20 protein-coding genes are annotated in these 19,320 nt (G+C 52.4%); 4 read left to right on the plus strand and 16 right to left on the minus strand.

The features are described from left to right. Nucleotides 1-1,251, minus strand: a 1,251-nt coding sequence (gene obgE / locus VGS28_03180; GenBank protein ID HEV2412782.1) for a GTPase ObgE, incomplete at its 3' end; no start/stop codon positions are given. 112 nt (nucleotides 1,252-1,363) lie between these two features. On the opposite strand from obgE, the gene VGS28_03185 reads away from it, so the two are divergent. Further along, nucleotides 1,364-3,100 (plus strand): hypothetical protein, encoded by a 1,737-nt coding sequence (locus VGS28_03185; protein HEV2412783.1) that lies wholly within the window; start codon nucleotides 1,364-1,366, stop codon nucleotides 3,098-3,100. 11 nt (nucleotides 3,101-3,111) lie between these two features. Here VGS28_03185 and VGS28_03190 read toward each other — a convergent pair whose 3' ends face one another. The 8 genes from VGS28_03190 to VGS28_03225 all read right to left on the minus strand — a co-directional run bounded on the left by VGS28_03190 (nucleotide 3,112) and on the right by VGS28_03225 (nucleotide 12,420). Then, on the minus strand, nucleotides 3,112-4,305 hold the full coding sequence (locus VGS28_03190) for a CHAP domain-containing protein (protein ID HEV2412784.1): 1,194 nt from the start codon (nucleotides 4,303-4,305) through the stop codon (nucleotides 3,112-3,114). 159 nt (nucleotides 4,306-4,464) lie between these two features. Continuing rightward, the gene (mltG, locus tag VGS28_03195) at nucleotides 4,465-5,586 is read right to left on the minus strand and encodes an endolytic transglycosylase MltG (GenBank protein ID HEV2412785.1); all 1,122 of its coding nucleotides are present in this window, start codon (nucleotides 5,584-5,586) and stop codon (nucleotides 4,465-4,467) included. 3 nt (nucleotides 5,587-5,589) lie between these two features. Continuing rightward, on the minus strand, nucleotides 5,590-5,997 hold the full coding sequence (ruvX, locus tag VGS28_03200; protein HEV2412786.1) for a Holliday junction resolvase RuvX: 408 nt from the start codon (nucleotides 5,995-5,997) through the stop codon (nucleotides 5,590-5,592). Beyond that, nucleotides 5,990-7,672 carry a hypothetical protein gene (locus VGS28_03205; GenBank protein HEV2412787.1) on the minus strand — a complete coding sequence of 561 codons (1,683 nt, stop codon included), beginning with the start codon at nucleotides 7,670-7,672 and terminating at the stop codon, nucleotides 5,990-5,992. Before VGS28_03205 ends, ruvX begins: the two co-directional genes overlap by 8 nt. Further along, complete coding sequence (locus VGS28_03210; GenBank protein HEV2412788.1) at nucleotides 7,669-8,952, minus strand: cell division FtsA domain-containing protein; 1,284 nt, start codon at nucleotides 8,950-8,952, stop codon at nucleotides 7,669-7,671. The genes VGS28_03205 and VGS28_03210 overlap by 4 nt, the downstream gene beginning before the upstream one ends. 91 nt (nucleotides 8,953-9,043) lie before the next feature. Next, on the minus strand, nucleotides 9,044-9,736 hold the full coding sequence (locus tag VGS28_03215; protein HEV2412789.1) for a hypothetical protein: 693 nt from the start codon (nucleotides 9,734-9,736) through the stop codon (nucleotides 9,044-9,046). Further along, complete coding sequence (locus VGS28_03220) at nucleotides 9,736-10,431, minus strand: hypothetical protein (GenBank protein ID HEV2412790.1); 696 nt, start codon at nucleotides 10,429-10,431, stop codon at nucleotides 9,736-9,738. The genes VGS28_03215 and VGS28_03220 overlap by 1 nt, the downstream gene beginning before the upstream one ends. A gap of 81 nt (nucleotides 10,432-10,512) precedes the next feature. Further along, nucleotides 10,513-12,420: an alanine--tRNA ligase gene (locus tag VGS28_03225; protein ID HEV2412791.1), complete on the minus strand. Its 1,908-nt coding sequence runs from the start codon at nucleotides 12,418-12,420 to the stop codon at nucleotides 10,513-10,515. A 53-nt stretch (nucleotides 12,421-12,473) separates the two neighbouring features. Here VGS28_03225 and VGS28_03230 point away from each other — a divergent pair, with 53 nt between their 5' ends. Together VGS28_03230 and VGS28_03235 are read left to right on the plus strand one after the other, a co-directional pair. Further along, complete coding sequence (locus tag VGS28_03230) at nucleotides 12,474-12,746, plus strand: hypothetical protein (protein ID HEV2412792.1); 273 nt, start codon at nucleotides 12,474-12,476, stop codon at nucleotides 12,744-12,746. Next, nucleotides 12,746-13,054: a hypothetical protein gene (locus tag VGS28_03235; GenBank protein ID HEV2412793.1), complete on the plus strand. Its 309-nt coding sequence runs from the start codon at nucleotides 12,746-12,748 to the stop codon at nucleotides 13,052-13,054. The genes VGS28_03230 and VGS28_03235 overlap by 1 nt, the downstream gene beginning before the upstream one ends. Here the strand turns inward: VGS28_03235 and mnmA are convergent, their stop codons facing one another. From mnmA to metG, 7 genes are read right to left on the minus strand one after another with little or no spacing between them, the layout of a single operon-like run. Then, nucleotides 13,055-14,107, minus strand: coding sequence for a tRNA 2-thiouridine(34) synthase MnmA (mnmA, locus tag VGS28_03240; protein HEV2412794.1), 1,053 nt, complete (start codon nucleotides 14,105-14,107; stop codon nucleotides 13,055-13,057). Next, nucleotides 14,094-14,717 (minus strand): YdcF family protein, encoded by a 624-nt coding sequence (locus VGS28_03245; protein HEV2412795.1) that lies wholly within the window; start codon nucleotides 14,715-14,717, stop codon nucleotides 14,094-14,096. Before VGS28_03245 ends, mnmA begins: the two co-directional genes overlap by 14 nt. Beyond that, nucleotides 14,714-15,871 carry a cysteine desulfurase family protein gene (locus tag VGS28_03250; protein HEV2412796.1) on the minus strand — a complete coding sequence of 386 codons (1,158 nt, stop codon included), beginning with the start codon at nucleotides 15,869-15,871 and terminating at the stop codon, nucleotides 14,714-14,716. The genes VGS28_03245 and VGS28_03250 overlap by 4 nt, the downstream gene beginning before the upstream one ends. A gap of 52 nt (nucleotides 15,872-15,923) precedes the next feature. Next, nucleotides 15,924-16,358, minus strand: coding sequence for a hypothetical protein (locus VGS28_03255; GenBank protein ID HEV2412797.1), 435 nt, complete (start codon nucleotides 16,356-16,358; stop codon nucleotides 15,924-15,926). An 11-nt stretch (nucleotides 16,359-16,369) separates the two neighbouring features. Next, on the minus strand, nucleotides 16,370-16,705 hold the full coding sequence (locus VGS28_03260) for a hypothetical protein (protein HEV2412798.1): 336 nt from the start codon (nucleotides 16,703-16,705) through the stop codon (nucleotides 16,370-16,372). Between the two features lie 11 nt (nucleotides 16,706-16,716). Beyond that, a complete protein-coding gene (locus VGS28_03265) occupies nucleotides 16,717-17,481 on the minus strand; it encodes a TatD family hydrolase (GenBank protein HEV2412799.1) in 765 nt (254 codons plus the stop codon). Continuing rightward, a complete protein-coding gene (gene metG / locus VGS28_03270) occupies nucleotides 17,468-18,946 on the minus strand; it encodes a methionine--tRNA ligase (GenBank protein ID HEV2412800.1) in 1,479 nt (492 codons plus the stop codon). Before metG ends, VGS28_03265 begins: the two co-directional genes overlap by 14 nt. Nucleotides 18,947-19,193: 247 nt before the next feature. Here metG and VGS28_03275 point away from each other — a divergent pair, with 247 nt between their 5' ends. Then, nucleotides 19,194-19,319 (plus strand): hypothetical protein, encoded by a 126-nt coding sequence (locus tag VGS28_03275; protein ID HEV2412801.1) that lies wholly within the window; start codon nucleotides 19,194-19,196, stop codon nucleotides 19,317-19,319. The last annotated feature ends 1 nt before the right edge of the window (nucleotide 19,320 follow it).

The raw sequence follows: 19,320 nt of genomic DNA on the forward strand, positions 1-19,320 counted from the left end.
CACTATGACTGTATTACCGGGCTTAACCCCGAGCCGCTCCAGCTCATGCATGATCCCCATCTTGCGCATAATAACCTTGAGGCGATCAAGACCCGGCCCACTGTCAAAGTTAGTCCGTGCCGCGAAACCCTCTATCTTGACGCCCCTAACAACAAAAACGCCCGCTTCTCTGCGCTCAACACGCCAGGCGTCATCCTTGGCGCTCGCCGGTAACTCGATAACTGCGACTGAGTCATCGACCTTCTTAAGGGCTCGTGGCTTCAGGCTCGCCTTGGTGACCGCTGCGAGCGTCTCGAAGAGCAACTCCTTAATCCCCGTGCCTGCTTGAGAGGATACAGCCCTGATGGGAGTCTTCGGAGGTACGACTTGCTTGAGAAGGTCCGTGGCGGTACTAATATCGGCTTTAGTGTGGCCTTCAATCTTCGTTATAACCACGACCTCAGGCCGTTTGGCGAGGGCCGGGTTGTAGGCCGCCAGCTCACCACGAATCGTCTCGTACGCTTTAACTACGTCTTCATCATAGATATCGACAAGATGCAGTAGGACGCGCGTCCGTTCAATATGCTTTAGAAACTGATCTCCAAGGCCCTTGCCCTGGCTCGCTCCTTCAATGAGACCAGGAATATCGGCGATCAGCAGTGTCGACTCTCCGACGGTGGCAACACCCAGATTTGGGGTTAAGGTCGTAAACGGATAGTCAGCAATTTCGGGACGGGCATTGCTAACGACGGACAGAAAGGTCGATTTACCGGCGTTAGGCAGGCCGACCAATCCGACATCGGCCAGAAGTTTCAGTTCAAAAGTCATCTCTCGAGGCTCACGTCGCTCCCCTATCTCCGCTATCTTCGGCGCTTGACGTGTCGAAGAGATAAAGTGGGCGTTACCAAAGCCGCCCCGACCGCCCTCGTCAACTACAAACTCAGCGCCGTTTTCGGCCAGATCGCCAATCTGTTTGTCATCTTCAAGGACCACTGTTCCGACTGGCACTTTGATACGTAAGTCAGCTCCGTTCTTACCATGACGCTTGCGTTTAGCGCCAGCCTCACCGTTCTCAGCAAAGAGTTCCTGCTTATAGCGAAAGCCACTAAGGGTGTTGGTGTTTGGATCTGCAACTAAGATAACGTCACCGCCATTGCCCCCATCACCACCGTCCGGACCACCTTTTTCGACGAATTTCTCATGTCGAAAGCTTACCGACCCGTCGCCACCACTGCCGGCTTTAACTCTGACTGTGACTCTATCTACAAACATTGTCACCTACTTTTCTTACATGGGAAAGTGTACCACGATAACTAGGGTGATTGCGTAACTTTTACAGATAGTGCACACTGGTTATGTTAATCGATCACCTAGAAAGCCACGTATGCAAGATGATGGTCTCAGACAACGGATCGGCGAAGCCCAGCGTTTAAGTCGAGAACACGGGGGCGCCGAGCATATACCCGCAGCGGCTCTGGCAGCCATTGCCTATGCAAGAGTCCAGGGTCCTGACGGAGAATTCAGACTATTGCCGCAGGAGCGGCTTGGCGGTCTAAGCGCAGAACAGTACGAGCAAGAGCTACATGCGGGACATGAAGCCTTAACCCGACCTCCTTTCGAAGTCATCGGTGGCCAAGTTGCCACCGAAGGTGGCTATGCAGCCCGAGTTAACGCAGATGTCTTGATAGGGCGAGTCGCTGAAACGGTTGAAGTTATATGTGACGAAACCGCAGACTTCGGCTGGCTCCCAGATGACGACCCGCTCGTAAGGGGCCTCATACCACGTATCGATAATCCGAACCTCTATGTCAAACAGGGCGATAGATACATGAAAGTAGCCCTCTCATTGACAGCGAGAGGCATCAAAGATCACATTCACGATCTTGATCTTGGTTCGCGAAAGAAAGTAGACTTTCTCCCAGCCGTATTTGATATTGATATCAACGAAATTGAGAAGTACACACCAGCTCAGGCGGCCCAGATTTGGACAGAACTGGAGAGGCTCAAATCACAACTGACAGATGTTGAGGTTCTCGAACAGGCTTGTGATGAGGCCTTCTCAGAGACATACATCGACGAAGCCGAGACGAGCGAGCCGTACTGGGCGACAACCTACGAGCTGCCCGAAGAAGCCGACGTCAACAACCTTACTCGAGAACAGCGCTTCGCTATTGCGCTTGTTCCATATCGGGACCTACTCACTCGGCAAGGATTTGCGGATGTGGCGGCACAACTTGAAGGAATGACCACAGGTGCAGAGATTCGGTCCGTTTTGGTGGCGGCCCAAGGGTCAAATGTACTTCGCGGCGAGTATAAAGTGCGCGAGAAAGAGCTCAAACGACGGCGACAGGCTCTTACCGACCAGGACGATATATTCCAGAATCACCGTGAGATGACAGCCCTTCAGGCCGAGCTAAAAGAGAGACTATCACTGTTGCGACTGATGAATAGATACTTCAACGCTCCGAGCGAGTATGCACAGCTTACCACTCGGAGGATAAACGAGCTTCAGAAGATGCTCGTTGCAGATGCAGGGCAGTATGAGTTCGCGACCATTCAGCTTGATGCCCGGCCTGATCCCGAGAAGGATCGAAACCCCGGAGCCATTAGCGGAGACTGTACTGAAGGCAAACCCTTACCATTCGCAGAACCGATAGGTCTTCATAACGTTAAGGTTAACCTAGACGGCGAGTACAGGGGGAACATCTATCTTTTACGAACGCAGACAGAGGCAGGAGGGTCGGCCTGGCATCTTGACGCCATCCAGATACCATCTCACCTCATCCAGTGGTCAAGCTTTCCCGAAAACCTTGTCAATCTTCTGGCTGCCGAGGCACGGAAGAGCGGGGTCCGGTATATAACAATCAATGCCTATCCACTGCATATGTCCAACTACACATATATCAGTTCCGCGTTCCTCGAGTATCTCGGGTTACCCGAATCCCTTGATTCAGCCGGGGTGTACGACGTAGAGGAGATCCAGAGAAGCCGCACCAAAGAGGTAAAGGTCAAGTTTCCTGATGTTGATACGGGTAAGTACACTAACTTCCAGGGTGCCAACTCAAGCCAGCTTGTCCTCTACGAAAACGAGGAGGAGCCTGGAGCTCTGAGAGCCGCTTAGATTGAAGTGGTCTAATGGATGAAGTTATAGAGGCCGGCATCTGAAGCGGGCAGTGTCCGCTGGTCGACAACGTCCCAGCCCGCGTAGTTCATCTCTGAGATAGTGAAGCTGCCATCCGAGTTGACTGATTCGACAAAGGCAACGTGGCCATACCCGCCGTAACCACCGGCCGTCTGCATAACAGCACCATACGACGGGGTGTGATTGACGGTCAGACCCATGGCTTCAGCTCCGTCGGCCCAGGTTGAGGCGTTACCCCAATTGTTAGGTACCGGGTCACCTATCTGCTGCCGCCTGAGTGCGGCCCAGTAGGTACAGTAACCGAAGGCATAGCCGTCGCCACCAAAGACAGGTCCGGTTCCGAAGGAGAAGCCGGCTCCGCTGCTAGCAGAGACTGAAGCCGATGACGAGTGTGAGGCACCTGGCTGCTCATCGGCAGGCAGAACGCCGTTCGGTACTACTATGACTTGACCTGCCTGGACACCTGTCAACTCATCATCATTTTCGGCAATAATCTGATTCGGATCGGAGTGGAACTTATCGGCGATCGACTGGGCCGTATCGCCGGAGGAGACGGTGTAGACAACTCCGTTAACAGCTGGCACCCAGATCTGCTGGCCAGGGGTTAATGTATCTGAGGTTAGATCGTTAGCCCAACGGATGGTCTGGTCGGTCAATCCAAAAGCGGCCGCAACCGTAGCAGCTGAATCTCCCGGCCTGACGATATACTTATTGACCCCGAGCGGTAGACTCTGAGTAACGAGCTGGGGTTTGGTCACGTAGGTGTCCTGCGATTGGGCTAGAGCAGTCTTGACCGCTACTGTGTCGGCAACTTCTTTGACGTTGTTAACAACGAGCAGGTTGGCGCTGGTAGCCACGTTGGCAGCGGCAGTAACAGAGGCGACTTGGTCGACTGTTGGTGTCTGGCTACTGTTTTCAATAGCCATGACGATACCACTCTGGGAGGCACCATTCTGAGATGGTTGATAGCCAAAAGCCAGGATTGTAACAACGACGAGAAAGAGGAGGCCATTCGATAAGACGGCTGGAGATTTTAGCTTTCTGACAAAGCCTAAGAAGCCTGGAGAGCGTTTGGCGACAGCCTCGGGTACGTGCACTTTCTGCTGTACCTTCTGCAGCTGCTCTCTGGCAAATGTGGTGTCCACCCCTGGGGCGGCCTTCTTCGGGCCTTTGATATCGAACATCTTCCTCTTTTGCGCCTATGCGCTTAGTTCAAGAGTGTTTTTGATCAATTTTTAATGTTTCAGTTTTTTAGCGTTAGCTACACAAGCAGCAAACGCTTGGCTTATATTTTACTCGTTTCAGAGAGGCCAGTCAATCGACCGCAAGCATCTTCGTCCCTGTTATTGGCAGAGCTTTGTGCAGTATTGTTGAGTGTTGGCTTGCTGCTGGGCCTGGGTATAGCTGAAGTGGAGCACCCCGTTGTCTCCGGCTACAAAATAGAGGTAGCTGGTGTTTGACGGGTTGGCGACTGCTTCAAGGGCAGCCAGGGAGATATTGCCGATCGGCCCCGGCGGTAGACCAGGATTGATCCGGGTGTTATACGGCGAGCTGATGTTGAGATCCGGAGCGATACCTGCCAGATGTGATGCGTAGATGAAGGTGACGTCCGAACCAAGCGGCATATTGGCTTTAAGACGGGAGATAAAGACCTGGGCGACAGTCTGCTGGTCCTGATAGCTACTAGCCTCTTGTTGGACAACTGAAGCCAGCGTTATACCTTGGTAGAGCGTGAAGCCTTCGGTCTGAAGTTTGGGGATGATATCGTTTGCTTGGATCTGAGTATAGAAGTCGTCAAAAGACTTCTGGAGTAGTTGCTGGGGTGTCGTCTCAACGGTCAGCTCGTAGGTGTCCGGGAAGACATAGCCCTCAAGGCTTGTACCTGCCGGTTTGCCGGCAAAGAGTGGCCCGCTATACGAGCCTGCGAAAGCAGCCTGAACGGAGGAGCTACTAAAACCTGCATCCTCAAAGCTCGACTCGATCTGGGTCAGGTACTTACCGGGTAGCAGGGTGATCTGGTAGGTGTCTACCTGGCCATTAACCATCATCGTCACCATCCGTTGCACAGAGTAGCTCGGCGAAAAGAGATATGTCCCCGCCTGCAGTTCGGTTTTAGCCAGGCTGTGATCGACATACCACTTAAACGTCGTTGCATCGCGAATAAGCCCCTTGCTAGCAAGGAGATTGGCCACCTGCCCCGGACCATCACCCGCGACGACCGTAACCTGGACTCGTCTCGAGATGGATGAGACCGGCTTAAGACTGTCGTGGTACCAGTGGAGAGTATAGAGAGCGCTCCCGACGATGGCGACGATAACGATCGCAACAAAGACCACCAGAATAGTCAGTCGGCTTCGAACGATCCGTTGAACAAATCCGCCTGGTGACCACCCTTTCTTCTTGTGAGCCACTATATGGTTCGCTTCGTCCAGTATCGGATGTGGTCGGATCTTATTATTCTGCATCAGCTAATCTCTCTGCTCTTCGAGGTAGTCACGCAGTATGTAGGCGGCGGCTAGTTTATCGACATCTTCTTTAGCATAGGGTTTGTTATGTTCCTTCAGGCTCTCTTCTGCGATAACAGAGGTCAGAGACTCATCCTGAAAGATAACATCCAGCCCTGCTTCCTTTAGCTTATCGGCAAACTGCCGAACGGTGGTCGTTTGGTTTGTCTCTTCGCCCTGTTGGTTCCTCGGCAGCCCGACAATAATGGCGTCGGCTTCTTTCTCACGGACCAGTCTCTTGATCTCATCGACTACGTTTTCGCCAGCCTGAATCGTCACCAAAGGTACGGCTACTTGCGGATCAGCCGCCGTCCAGGCAATTCCGATCCTCTTCTGGCCGACATCAATCCCGAGCAGAGCTCGCCTAGCCATGCGCCACTTGTAGCTTTATCGATGTCTTGGACGGTTTGGGTACCTGTGTCACCCAGAAGGGCGAGTAGTGAACTTGGACCGATTTCACACCTGGCAGAGCCGTAACAGTAGCCTGAACCTGGCCTTCTTTGTCACCCTGAAGTTCTTTAGCAAGCTGAGCTATGTCGATATGTGGGCCTATGTAGCCGGTTGCTGTGAACTGGGCAGTAGCCGTGGTTGGGTTTGAACTCGAGGGCTTACCTGTCACACTGACCGATAAGTGGCTAAAACCATTATTGATGACACCCTGTTGAGACTTATTGGTAATTAGACTATTGAAGTAAGACGTCAGGACGGCGTTAATGTCGGTATTACTCATGCCAAGCATATAATATGTCACTGGTATTGTGACCGTCGCGTTACTGGCCTGCTGGCCGACTGCAGGAGAGCTGGTCGGCGTACCGTATTTGGCGATGAAACTGTCTTTGAGTACCCAGGTATTTGCGTCAAATTCACCTGCCAACTGGCTTTCAACGCTGGAGTCACTTTGGCTCTCAAGTGCAGCGATAGCGGTGTTGAGATCAGATTGCTGAATGATAGTAACGGTCTGTGGCGTCGTACCACCTGAGGCCTGGCCGTAACCTACAACATAGGTGCCATTTGGATCGCCATTGAACACAAAATCTTGGGCACTGCTCATGTTGTAGTTAGTTCCTAAAGCTGTTGCCTGCACAGACACACCCGAGAGAGTACCGGCATGCCCACCTGGACTCGGCGAACAACCAGAAGACGGACCAGTGTAGCCAGGGATTGTGTATGACTGAGTGGTTGTATAATCTAAGCCGTTGACGCTGAAAACGCTACCACTACCGAGTGAAAAAGTATTCGGGGATTGATCCTCGCATTGATAGACTGTAATCGTACCAGTCGCCGGAGTTCCTATGGTCTTCGAGCCGGTACCGTTAAACGTCTTCGACAGAGTCGTCTGATCTTGTCTGACAATTGGCTGTATCTCTCGACTGGTGGCATTCGTACTGTTGTTCTGATCCAGATTAACGGCAAATGACCCGTTCTTAGCACTAGCTGCTGCCTGGATAGTAATTGTGGCATGTGGCGCATAGGCAAAGGCCCAAACCAAAAAGATGATCAAGACTACGAGACCCGCAGCGCCCAGAATTATCCACTTACGGAACTTCTCGAAATTAGGGATCTTTATCCCACCATGGCCTTTACTCTTAGTTGGCTGTTTCGAGGCCGGTTTTCGGTCCCCGATAACATCGTCAGCAGCCGTCAGACCGGCGGCTTTACTGGCGGCATCCGCCTTATTCGGCGTGACCGGTTTAGGGCTCTCGTCGTCTTTCTTAGGAGTTCTAACTTCACCCTCGATAACCTCAGATTCGTTCTTAAGCGACTCGTTGGCTGGAACAATTTCAGGGCGGGATTGAAGATCGTGAGCGATCGGTATACCAAGGCCGGCGGTAAGAGCAGAGAGCGCTTGATCGCCCGTAATAAGAACGATTCGCTTATTAGCGGCGTCACCTGCTTTTTTGAGCAACTTAAGGTTAACTACGCTCTGCAGAACACCCACCCGTCGAGGTGGGACAAGGGCTACGATGTTCTCTTTGGCATTCTTGATCTTACCGATTATCGCGGTAATATCGTCTTCGACATCGATGTAGATGACATCTTTTTTCATATCCTGAGCATTCGATTGAGCTTATCCTTCAGGGAGTCGGCTGCTTCACCGGTACCTACCATCGTATCATAACCGACCCTGAGAAGACCCATGGCTGTAACGAACGTATGATCGCCCGCCTTACCTGTTGAATCCTTAATGCCAGCCACCTGTTCGGGCGTAATTCTCTGTATCGTCGGCTCACGCGTAAAGGGCAGATCCTTATACCATTTGGTCTCTTTTAGGACATGAACGAGCGGCTGTAGACTAGCGCCACCGCCACAGAGCAGAACGTGGTTCGGTAAGTGGTCGATGGCATCGAATTCGCTGAGGGCTAGCTCAACTCCGTCGATCCAGACATCTAATGTCTTGGTGAGTGCTTTTAGGACCTTGGCCTTATCTGCCCCATTCATCTCGTCTTTATCGGTCAGGCCGACCTTGAGCATCTCCGCTCGATTGTAGTCGATATCCATCTCGGTCGCGATGGTCTTAGTAAAAGCGCGGCCTCCGATACCAAATGACTTGGTGCCTTCGACACCACCGTCGTTGATAACAGCGACGTCGCTTGTCCCACCACCGATATCGATTACGACTGAGCTAAAATTACTGCTCGCATCCGTACCAAGAAGTGAACGGGCCACGGCAAACGGTTCAGCGGCTACGGCTATGAGATCGAGATCAAGCTCTGAGGCAGTTCGCTCCAGTGCACCGATATGAACCATTGGGGCGAAAGCGGTATAGATTTGGATTGCCACGTCTTTACCCTGGAAACCGATCGGATTGCTGACTTTGTAGCTGTCGATGTGGATACTGACGATCGCGCTGTTAACGAGTTTGATCTCGACGTCTTCGTTGCCCGTCTCCCAGGCTACCAACTTGCGGACTTTGTCGTGGGCTCGCTCTTGGACCTTCTCGATGATGAACTCCATCTCGTCCATATCGAGCGGTTTGTCGGGTTCGGCGCGCTTGTATCTAATCGTATGTGTCAGTCCCTTGACCAGCTCGCCGGCTACTCCGACGACCGCCTGACGGACAGTCATCCCAGCCTGCTGCTCGGCATCGCCAAGAGCCTGTTCGCAGTTTCGGACGACGGCGGCAATATCGGCGATAGCACCTGAATGCATATCGTCGAGGCCTTGGTGAGCTTTGCCGGCACCAATAATCTCAATCGATTCCCCATCGATCCGGGCGATAAGAACTTTGACATATTCGGTTCCGATGTCGAGAGCAACAACATGTGCTCCGTCAGCACCTTTGCCGCCATTCGAAGGAATCGCTTTCTTCAGCTTGCCGAGAATCATCAGGGTCATTATACATCACCCCGCCTATTTTGTTTACGCTTGTACAAAGTGATGCGTACAGAGAAAGATCCAGAACATTGTAAGCGGCTACTTAGGGATGGAGCATAAGACTAACTCCACCAATACCTTGAGCATAGGCCGCCCTGGCCACATTCCTTGCTTCACTGCTTGCTCCATCAGCCTCTGGCGACCAGGCGGACATGACAGCGAGGCTGCCAGAATCCGCAGTAAGCCCTGTGGCCCCGACAAAACCAACTCCACGTAATCGTTCAGCAGTCCTGACACCCACTTCGTCGCCATATATCTCAGTCGACAGAGCCGAGGCACCTCCACCGAACGCAGCCGCCATACCCCCGAGCACGGCAACCTGCGCAACTCGCTCCAGCTGCGGAGCCTTGAGACGTTCTCGTGGGAGAAGATGTCCTTGCATGCCGAAGAGACAGACGTCAAGTTGAGGATCACCGTCGTCGACCTCGTGGAGGCGCGCTACTCCGAGCGGTTCGTCAGGCCTACAATCGACATCAGGCTCAACGATCGTAACAGCCCAGAGTCTAGCTGAAGCCTTACCTAATTCACGGATTCTCCTCGTAAGAAATTCGAGAGTGCGTCCTCTCGAAACAAAGAGAGGCCACTCCCCTGAGACATGCAGACAGTCGGCCATCGCTGTTGGCACGACTTTGTCCCACCACGCATACTTGGCGACGGCAGTTGACAGCCACACGCGATAGCCTTCAGTTGTATCGACTATCGCTATTTCTGGAGAAAAGGATGCGGTTTTAGTCATTACGCCCGAGGTTCAAAGCTAGTTCGTTCGCTAAAGGCTCGCCAGGCTGCGAGGCTGCGTTCACCAACCCTCCGTTCTGCCGCTGTCCGCGCTAAGCCTGCGGGTAAAACTACCAGCTCACATTGACGGTGACTGGGGTCGCCTAAATACCAATCGGTATTTTGCTCGGTTCTTGTAGGTCTGAAGCCGACTTCATCAAGCATGTGGGCCGCGTGGTATCCTGGAAGGCCGTCACCGTACTGACTCTGGACAACATGCGTGCCATTCCTACGAGATATTTCAGCCAAACCTCCGATGGCTCGCATGGCCACCTGAACCTTCGCCTCGTCATCAAGCCCTTCTATACCGAAGAGGGCAAGATCCAGTTGGTCGTTGACTACCTCATCCGCATCTGACGCAAGTCGTAGCCTGCCAATGCCGATAAGCTGACGGCCTGCTCTCCCACGGTCCATCTGAACTGCCCATGCACCCACTCCTAGTGACGCAAAACCATCCACGGCTCTACTCAGTAGCCTCGCTGATTCACCCCGCTCCCAAAGTGAGGCCACGCTACCTGCCTGCATCCAACATTCATCAGGTTGTCCAGGGAATTCTGCCGCACTCCAGTCGAGATCACTTTCGGCATGCCGGACTAGATGCACGCCTGGACCGTCTAGCGAGCTGCCTTCAACCAACAATCTAGTTTCTAGGGACATACTTTTCTCATTACCTTCCTCGCACCCGTTTAAGCAATCTTAAACCTATACTAGCTGTCCTGTCCAGTATAGAGTCTGGTTTCAAACGAGTGCGGCTTTGATCCGACGGACGCCGGCCGACGACGATTCCTCTTTGAGGATCTTGAATCTCTTACCACCTTCGGCAAGCTCAGAAGTGTTATCGACATGAGGACCACCACAAATCTCAAAGCTAAATGGCTTCTCTTCTCCATCAGCTTTCATCGTATAAACCTTGACCTTCTCACCATACTTATCGCCAAATGCACCCATCGCACCACGCTTGAACGCTTCATCAGTCGGCAGTTCCTCCCAAGTGACGGTCAGGCTCTTTTTGATCTGCTCGTTAACAATCTCTTCAATCTTGGCAATCTCTTCGGGAGTTACCTTCTCAGGATGACTAAAATCAAAACGGAGACGCTCCTCAGTAATGTTGCTGCCACGCTGGATGACATGGTCGCCAAGTACCAGACGCAAAGCTTTGTACATGAGGTGTGTCGCAGAGTGGTACTTACGATGCATGTCACTGCGGCCTTCGAGGCCGCCCTTGAATTGGCCTTTGAAAGCTGTCCGGCTGCGTTCTTTCTGAGCATCCATGGCATGCATGAAGTCGTGCTGCCAGTTCGGAGCGATCTTCACTTTATGACGACCAGCCTCTTCGAGGCTCAGCTCAGTCGGGAAACCATAGGTGTCATAGAGTTTAAAGACCGTCTCGCCATCAAGCTCAGTTTTGCCCTGTAGCTCTCGTTCAAAGTGTCTGACGCCTGCCTGAAGCGTCTGGCGGAAGAGTTTCTCTTCCTTAACAAGCGCATCAATGATCTGTTGCTTATTGGAAGTTACCTCCGGGTAATCCTTCTCGTAGAGACTGACAACGACTGGGACGACTTTTTCAAGTAGGCCGTTGTCGACGTTGAGATCAAAGGCAAAACGAACAGCCCTGCGGATCAGACGTCGCAGGACATATCCCTGCTCGTTATTGCTTGGTAGAACACCATCAACAACCAAGAAGACTGCACCTCGTAGGTGGTCGGCAATTACTCTCATTGAGGCTTCATTACCGAGATACATATGACCAGTCAGTTTCTCAAGTTCCTGGATGATCGGCCAGAGGAGACTGATCCTAAACATATCTCCACTGCCTTCTGCGGCTTGAGAGATACGTTCCAGCCCACCACCAAAGTCAACATTACCGGCGGGCAGTTTTTCGAAGCTATCGGCAGCGAAACCACCGTTAACCCGCTTGTAGGTCATAAAAACGCTGTTACCTACCTCAACGTAACGGCCACAGTCACAGTTTGGGTGACAGTGCTCTCCATAGGCCGGATCGTGTGGTATGTGCTCAAAGAGGTAGAAGACTTCGCTGGTCGGCCCACAAGGGTCGCCAACTGGCGTTGTCTTCTCGGGGCCACCACGGCTCCACCAGTTCTTCTTACCGTCATAGTAAAAGATCCGCTCACCATCCTTGACCCCCCGGGCCGCCCCATCAGTCTCTGAGCCAAGGTCTGCCTCAAGTGCATCGATCCCCTTTTCCTTGAAAAGTCGTTTCCATATCTCGCTGGACTCTTTATCCCGAGGAATTTCAAGCCTTTCGTTGCCTATATAGCATGTGACGTAAATCTTCTGAGGATCAAGACCAACAACCACGGTTAAGAATTCAAAGAACCATGGTAACTGTTCTTTCTTAAAGTAGTCACCGAGACTCCAGTTGCCAAGCATCTCAAAGAACGTGGTGTGACGATTATCCCCTATTTCCTCTATATCCTCGGCCCGAAAGCATGTCTGTGAGTCAGCAATGCGCTTACCTTCCGGGTGTGGTGCACCTAGTAGGTACGGCACCATAGGCTGCATACCGCTCCCAGTAAAGAGGGTGGTCGGATCGTCCTGCGGGACGAGATTGGCTCGTGGAATAATGACGTGCTGCCTGTCTTTTACGAACTTTAAGTACGCAGCACGGATCTCTTCAGCTTTCATACGGTCATAGTATACCTTAGCCAACAGATAGCATAAAGGGGTATAATGGGTGTATGAGTGAGAGACATTTGAGAATTGTCGGTGAACAAGATGGTGAAGTAGATCTGCAAGAACGCCAGCCGAGAGATTCGACATGGACCAGCATAGCTGGTCTTGTCAGAGCCGTGGTTGGAGGCCCGAGACTGGTGGGCGAAGCCAGTCCAAGTGACAGATGGCGAGGCACAGGTGGCACGGGTAACTACGATCAAACCATTGCTGTCATAGCTGGACGCGAAGCTGATCCGTCACCGCTGGCAAGACGCCTTAGGATTGTGGACGAACTATAATGACCCAGTACCATGAAAATCAACCTGGTCCAGATGGAGAACCGGGTATTGAGTCGCAGCCCGGGCTTGTTGGAAGGATAGTCCAAGTTAATGAAGATACATATCTTATATACCCGCCCGGTGGTGGCAATCCTGAAGAAGTTTCCGCAGAAGAGCTGATGGGTGCCGATATGATGTACGGAGATGGAATGCTTGGACTCAGATTGAGAGGAATTGGTCGAGCCGCAGCTGGTGCGGGCGATGAAGAGGAGCCACGACCGAGAATGACTATAGTTAATATGCCTGGTACGGATGAGCCGTATCTCTAGCTAAGCGGTAACAATTCCGCCGCCGAGCACCCTATCACCATCATAGACGACGACCGACTGGCCGGCCGCCACTCCCCGTACGGCATCGCGGAGTTTGACAACTGCCCTGCCATCATCAATAGCGATTGATGCTTTGACGAGTGGGCCTCGGTATCTTGCGCGAACTTGGTATGTCTCACTGGGAACCGGTTCATCGCTTATCCAGTGAAGCTGGTCGAGAGTTATCTCATCTTTCCAGAGATACTTATCGTCGAGATTACTCGTCACGTAGACGATATTCTTCTTCATGTCCTTGGCAACGACATAATATGGGAGGCCACCACCGATACCGAGACCATGACGCTGACCGATGGTGAAGAAGATGGCCCCATCATGCTCCCCAAGGATCTCACGAGTCCTGATGTCGACGATCTCCCCTGGCTGGCTCTCGACATAGTGCATCAAAAAGTCTTTGATACCGATCTCCCCGACAAAGCAGATCCCCTGCGAGTCTGGTTTGTCAGCGTTAACAAGGTTTAGCTCACCCGCTCTGCGGCGTACTTCGGTCTTTTTCAGCGAGCCGAGAGGAAAGAGTGTCTTCTCTAAGGCAGGCCTGTCGACGCGGTAGAGGAAGTAGCTCTGATCTTTTGAGGCGTCAAGACCAGTGAGAAGCTGGCCGCTCTCAACGCGTGCATAGTGGCCGGTGGCAATCAGATCGGCCCCCTGGGCCAGTGCCGTCTTGAGAAATAACTTGAACTTAATCTCTTGGTTGCACATAACATCTGGGTTTGGCGTTCGACCTGCCTTATATTCCTCGATCATATAATCGACGACCGTTTGGCGGTACTCATCCTGAAAGTCAAAGACCTTAAAGTCTATCCCGAGCTGGACTGCTACTCGCTTAGCATCAGCCAGATCTTCAGCCCAAGGGCACTGCATGCCTGGTAAGTCTTCGGTCCAATTCTTCATATAGACCCCGGTCACTCGGTATCCTTGGCCTTCAAGAAGAGCAGCCGTCACTGAACTGTCGACCCCACCACTCATACCAACAAAGACACTCTTAGATACGGGCATGATACTGTACCAGTACAAAAGTCGTTCGGAGGACCTCGCCAAGACCGATAGCCAGACTCTGTTCATGCAGCCACCAGGTCCAGCCTGCCCAGTCATTGTTATCTACTGAGGAACGATTGATGATCGCAACCTTTGAGCCAAGATAGTGTCGGAAGTCAACTTCAGCACGTCGCTGATGGTACGGTGAGGTAACTAGGATAATCGTCCTATAGTTATCGGCTTTAATGATCGAGGCCGTATCCTGAGCGTTTTCTTCAGTGTTATCTGAAGAACCTTCAACATCGACAACCTTTAACGGAATGCCGGCCGCTACAGCCTGGCGGCTCATAATGTCGGCATTGGACGGGCTCGAGGGATCCTTGGCTGCTCCCGAGAAGATGATCTGCGGAGCCCAACCCTCTTTATAGAGCTTGATTGCCTCTTTAGCCCGGGCAGTTGTGTCACCACCACTTATAGCCACGATAGCGCTGGCCTTTCGGAGACCATTCTGAGGACCAAGATAAGCTGGTACAGCAAAAGCAAACAAGCCAAACAGGACAATGACAACCAAGGCCAGTTTAATAAGATGGCGTCTGAGTCGCTCGATCCGAGTATGCTTATGGCGGCTCATCTCTCCAGCTCCGCGACAGCCTTAATAAGAATCTGAGCGGCCCTATCAATATCGGCCCCGGTCGTCTGACGCCCGAGGGTTATCCGTATACTGCCATCGACTGTCTCATCACTTAAACCCAGCGCGCTCAAGACATGCGAGCGTCGCTCCTTGTTAGCGCTGCAGGCCGCCCCTGTCGCAAGCTGCAGGCCGTACTCATCACAGAGCATTACAAGCCGTTCTCCGTCTAAACCAGGCCATGCCACGTTCAGTGTGTTTGGCAGACGATGCTTCTGATCACCACTAACGACCAACTGATCATCGTATCGCTCAGACAGTCGGTTCTGTAGAGAGTCACGTAGGCCGGCTTCACGCCGAGAAGCCTCCTTGCGATGGAGCTGGGAGTTCTCAAGTGCGACTGCCAACCCGATGATACCTGCTACATTCTCGGTACCACTTCTCAGACCACGCTCTTGGCCTCCTCCAACTATAAGTGGCTCTATCTGGACCTGCCCCTGGACAAAGAGTAAACCAACCTGCTTCGGGCCATACATCTTGGAACCGTTAAGTGTCATCAGGTCGACGCCGAGTCGTGCCGTATGCAGGTCTAGATACGGAGCGGCCTGGGCGGCATCGCTATGCAGATAGAGTGGTAGCTTGTTATGACTGAGCAGGCGCTGCCGGCGTACACCCTGAACGAGTTTAGCTACTTTTGACAGGGGTTGGATAGTGCCGGTCTCGTTATTGGCATAGCCAATGCTGATGAGGACCGTATTGTTGTCGATCAGCCCCGACAGCTTATCAAGATCGATCGTACCCTTGGCATTCACTGGGATAAGTTTATGGGTGTGGCGTTTGGCAGGTGCCAGGACTGTCTCATGCTCGATCGCGCCGACTAAGACATTGGCTTTTGGAAATTCAGTCATGACACCAGTAATCGCTAAGTTGTTTGCTTCAGCAGCTCCAGCCGTAAAGACGATTTCGGCAGGTTTGGCGCCAAGTGGAAGCGCTATTCGTTTCCGGACCTCTTCAAGATCAGCTTTAACCTGTCGAGCTGCCTGGTAGCTAGCCGACGGATTGTAGAAACGCCCCGATAAATAGGGAGTCATTGCCGCGGCCACCTCGTCATCAAGAGGTGTTGCTGCGGCGTAATCAAGATATATCGGCGTCTCCACGTCTCTATCCATTGTATCAAGTCCTGACAAAGAGATGTCTGACGGAGGGCCTTTAGGCGACCGCTTCGGCAAACGGCCGTTTGTAAACGTCGCGAGCGACCCTGAGAGTATACTGCCGGATAGCGTGAGCTAAGTTGTGCAGTTCCTGGTCGGTCACCTCCTGGTAGGGCTGGCCATCTTGGATCTTGAGGATCACGTTCGGGTGGATCTCGTAGCGGGTAGTGCACTCTTGGCGCTTGCCGGTTCGCGTATCAGTCCAGCTCTCGTACCAGATCCAGGTGTATTCATCGAGACAGAAAAATTCACGGGTGTGACCTTTTGGGATCGGCCCGAAGAGGTGGCGGCCTATCTCTGACTCTTTGGCAATCAGGTCCCGCTGGGTAAGAGCTCGCTTGAGGTTTGAGCCTGAAACAGTACCGACCGCCATGCTCAGCAGCTTGTTGCTGAGCTGATTGTCTTTTCGCTGTTTACGCTTTCGGCCAAACATCTTTAAATCTCCTAGGCCGCTCGGTCTAGGTGCTCCCTTCGCAGGGTGTTAACGACGACATTACTGTCATGGCCGATTACCGCCAAAAGCTGTTGGCGGTAGATCTCTCGAGGATCGGGCACCACCTCGGGTCGTGCGATAAAAGCTGGTGAATGCATCTGTGTCCAAGCCTGTGCTGGATCGGTCGGTTCAGCCGGAAGTTGTTCCCGATCAGGACCAGTCTGTTGGTCGGTCTCGTGAAGAAGTGACGCCTCAAGCGCAGCAAGCTCTTCGTCGATTCTTGTGTGATCTAAGTTGTCTTCTGGTCCAGAAGTGGGAAGGGTTGCTGCAGTAGCTGTGTCTACCATGTCATGCAGTCTCAATCGTTTAAGATAAATAGTTCCTGTGCGTTCTGTGAAGTAATGGCCGCAATTTGCTCTATAGGCTGGTTGCGTTCCCTCGCTATAAAGTCCGCTACCAACTCCACATTCGCCGGTACGTTTATGGTACCACGTTTAGGTACTGGAGTCAAATAGGGAGCGTCGGTTTCAAGCAGCAGGCGCTTCTCCGGGACAGAGATCAGCAGGTCACGCTGCTTGGCATCCTTGGTGAAAGTCACGATACCATTGACACCAATATAGAGGTTATGCGATAACCCTCGCTCCATATTGGCCCGATTATCCGTAAAACTGTGCAAAACACCCCTGATACCCCGATATGATTCGAATATCTTCCAGAAGTCGTCAAAGGCGTCACGGACATGAAAAACGATAGGGAGGTTGTGCTCGAGAGCCAATTCAATTTGTTGGCGGAGCAGCCTCTGCTGATCGAGTTTGGGTGAATGCAGGTAAAAGTAGTCAAGCCCACACTCCCCAACCGCCACCACTTCCGGCTGGCCAGCCAGCTTGACGAAGTCAAGCCACTCCCCCTTTTCAGTTGCCGCTTCATGAGGATGAATGCCGATGCTGGCAAAACAGCCCTCATGCTCTTGGGCAAAGGCTACTGCTTCTTGGCTATCGGCAACACCGGTGCCGACACAGAGCATACGAGTTACACCGGCCGCAAAGGCGTCGGCTAAAACGGCATCAATGTCAAACTCATAGTGGCTGCTATGGATATGGCAGTGGGTATCAGTGAGCACCATGCTTATGGCCAGCCCTAGCGTCCTTGGTATGCAGGTAGATCTTGGGGAAGAGAACGCCCTCGTAGGGCTTGACGACCTCTTTCTCGAAGGTCGCCTTAATGGCCGCGGAGGTGTTGGGCAGAAATGGAAGTAACATTTGGCTGATCTGCAGCAACGAGCTGACCGTATAGGCGAGAACTTCTTGGAGATGCTGACCATCCTCGGCTTTGGCAATCTCCCAGGGCTTCTCCTCGTCGATGTATTGGTTGAGCCCTTTGACGAGCACCCAGAGATAATCAAGTGCTTTATCTAATCGCAGATCGGCCATTGCTTCTTGATACGGCACCGTGTCATGTGAGGCCTCAGGGATTATCCCGATCACCCCTTCCTGGTAACGGTTGATCATCGAAGCGACTCGTTGGACAAGATTACCAAGCTCGTTTCCAAGCTCGTTATTGTAGGCGTCTTCAAAACGCTCCCAGGTAAAATCACCGTCGCCCTGGGTTGGGATGTGACGCAGGAAGTAGTAGCGGAAGGCGTCGATACCGTAATCCTTGACGATGTCTAGAGGCGAGATAACGTTGCCGATCGTCTTGCTCATCTTCTGGTTGGCTACCTGAATGTGACCATGGACCAGAAGCTGTTTGGGTAGCGGCAGGTCGAGCCCCATCAACATGGCCGGCCAGATAACGGCGTGAAAACGGATGATGTCTTTGCCGACGATCTGAATGTCTGCCGGCCAGAAAGTCTTGAAGTTCTCACCACTCGGATAATCGAGAGTGGTAATGTAGTTCATAAGGGCTTCGAACCAGACGTACATAACCTGTGACGGATCACCTGGTACGGGGACTCCCCACTTGAGGCGCTTGGCCTCGCGACTGATGCTGATATCCTCAAGGCCGCTGTTGAGCAGGGCCATTACTTCGTTCTTGCGAACAGCTGGGACGACCTTATATTCGTCTTTGGCGATGGCCTCTTTGATCTTGGTCCCAAACTCGGTCAGCTTGAAGAAGTAATTCTCCTCACTGATCTTGACGTAGGGCTTGTTGTGATCCGGGCAGACTCCTTTGTTGGTCTTGTATTGAAGCTCAGTCACAAACTCTTCATGACCGACACAGTACCAGCCGGTGTAGCTCTTCTTGTAAATATAGGGTTCGAGCTTCTTCCAGATCAGTTGAGCGGCTTTGACATGCTTCGGCTCGGTCGTTCTAATCCAGTAGCTGTACTCGATATTGAGAGCTTTGGCAAAATCTTTCCAACCAGGGACCATCGAGTCAACGTATGCCTGGGTTGCCTGGTGCTGTTCGGCAGCCTTCTCGGCAATCTTCTGGCCATGCTCGTCGCTACCAGTGCTGAAGAAGACGGCGTAACCCTGCATCTGGTAATAACGGCTAATTGTATCGGCTAGAACGTAATCGAGCGCATTGCCGACGTGCGGCAGAGCGTTGACGTACGGAATAGCAGTGGCAATATAGAATTTCTTCACGGTGATAGTCCATTTCTATCTAAATTTAAGAGGTAATTAAACTGGTGTTTAAAGATTTTGGGCGCCAAGGCCCATCATACCCATCGTGCTTGTGGGCTGAGTAGAGAGATTTAGATAGAAATATCCCTGAGGCATTACTCTCCTACCATACCCCAGTTAAAATAGAGAGTCAAAGGGCATTTGCTTGACAAGGTGCCTAAATCGTTCTACTAATGTTCCAAAGCTAACTGGTAAACGGCGCACAGATATGATCGACGACCACGAACGCGCACCATCACCAGACCCAACCGCACTCGCAAGAGAGCTTGAACGGCGTGGCGTGATTAACCCGGCGACACAACTTACCGCCCGGCTCCCGGCAGCCCATACATGAG

Source organism: Candidatus Saccharimonadales bacterium (genome assembly GCA_035945435.1).
Taxonomy (GTDB): domain Bacteria; phylum Patescibacteriota; class Saccharimonadia; order Saccharimonadales; family DASZAF01; genus DASZAF01.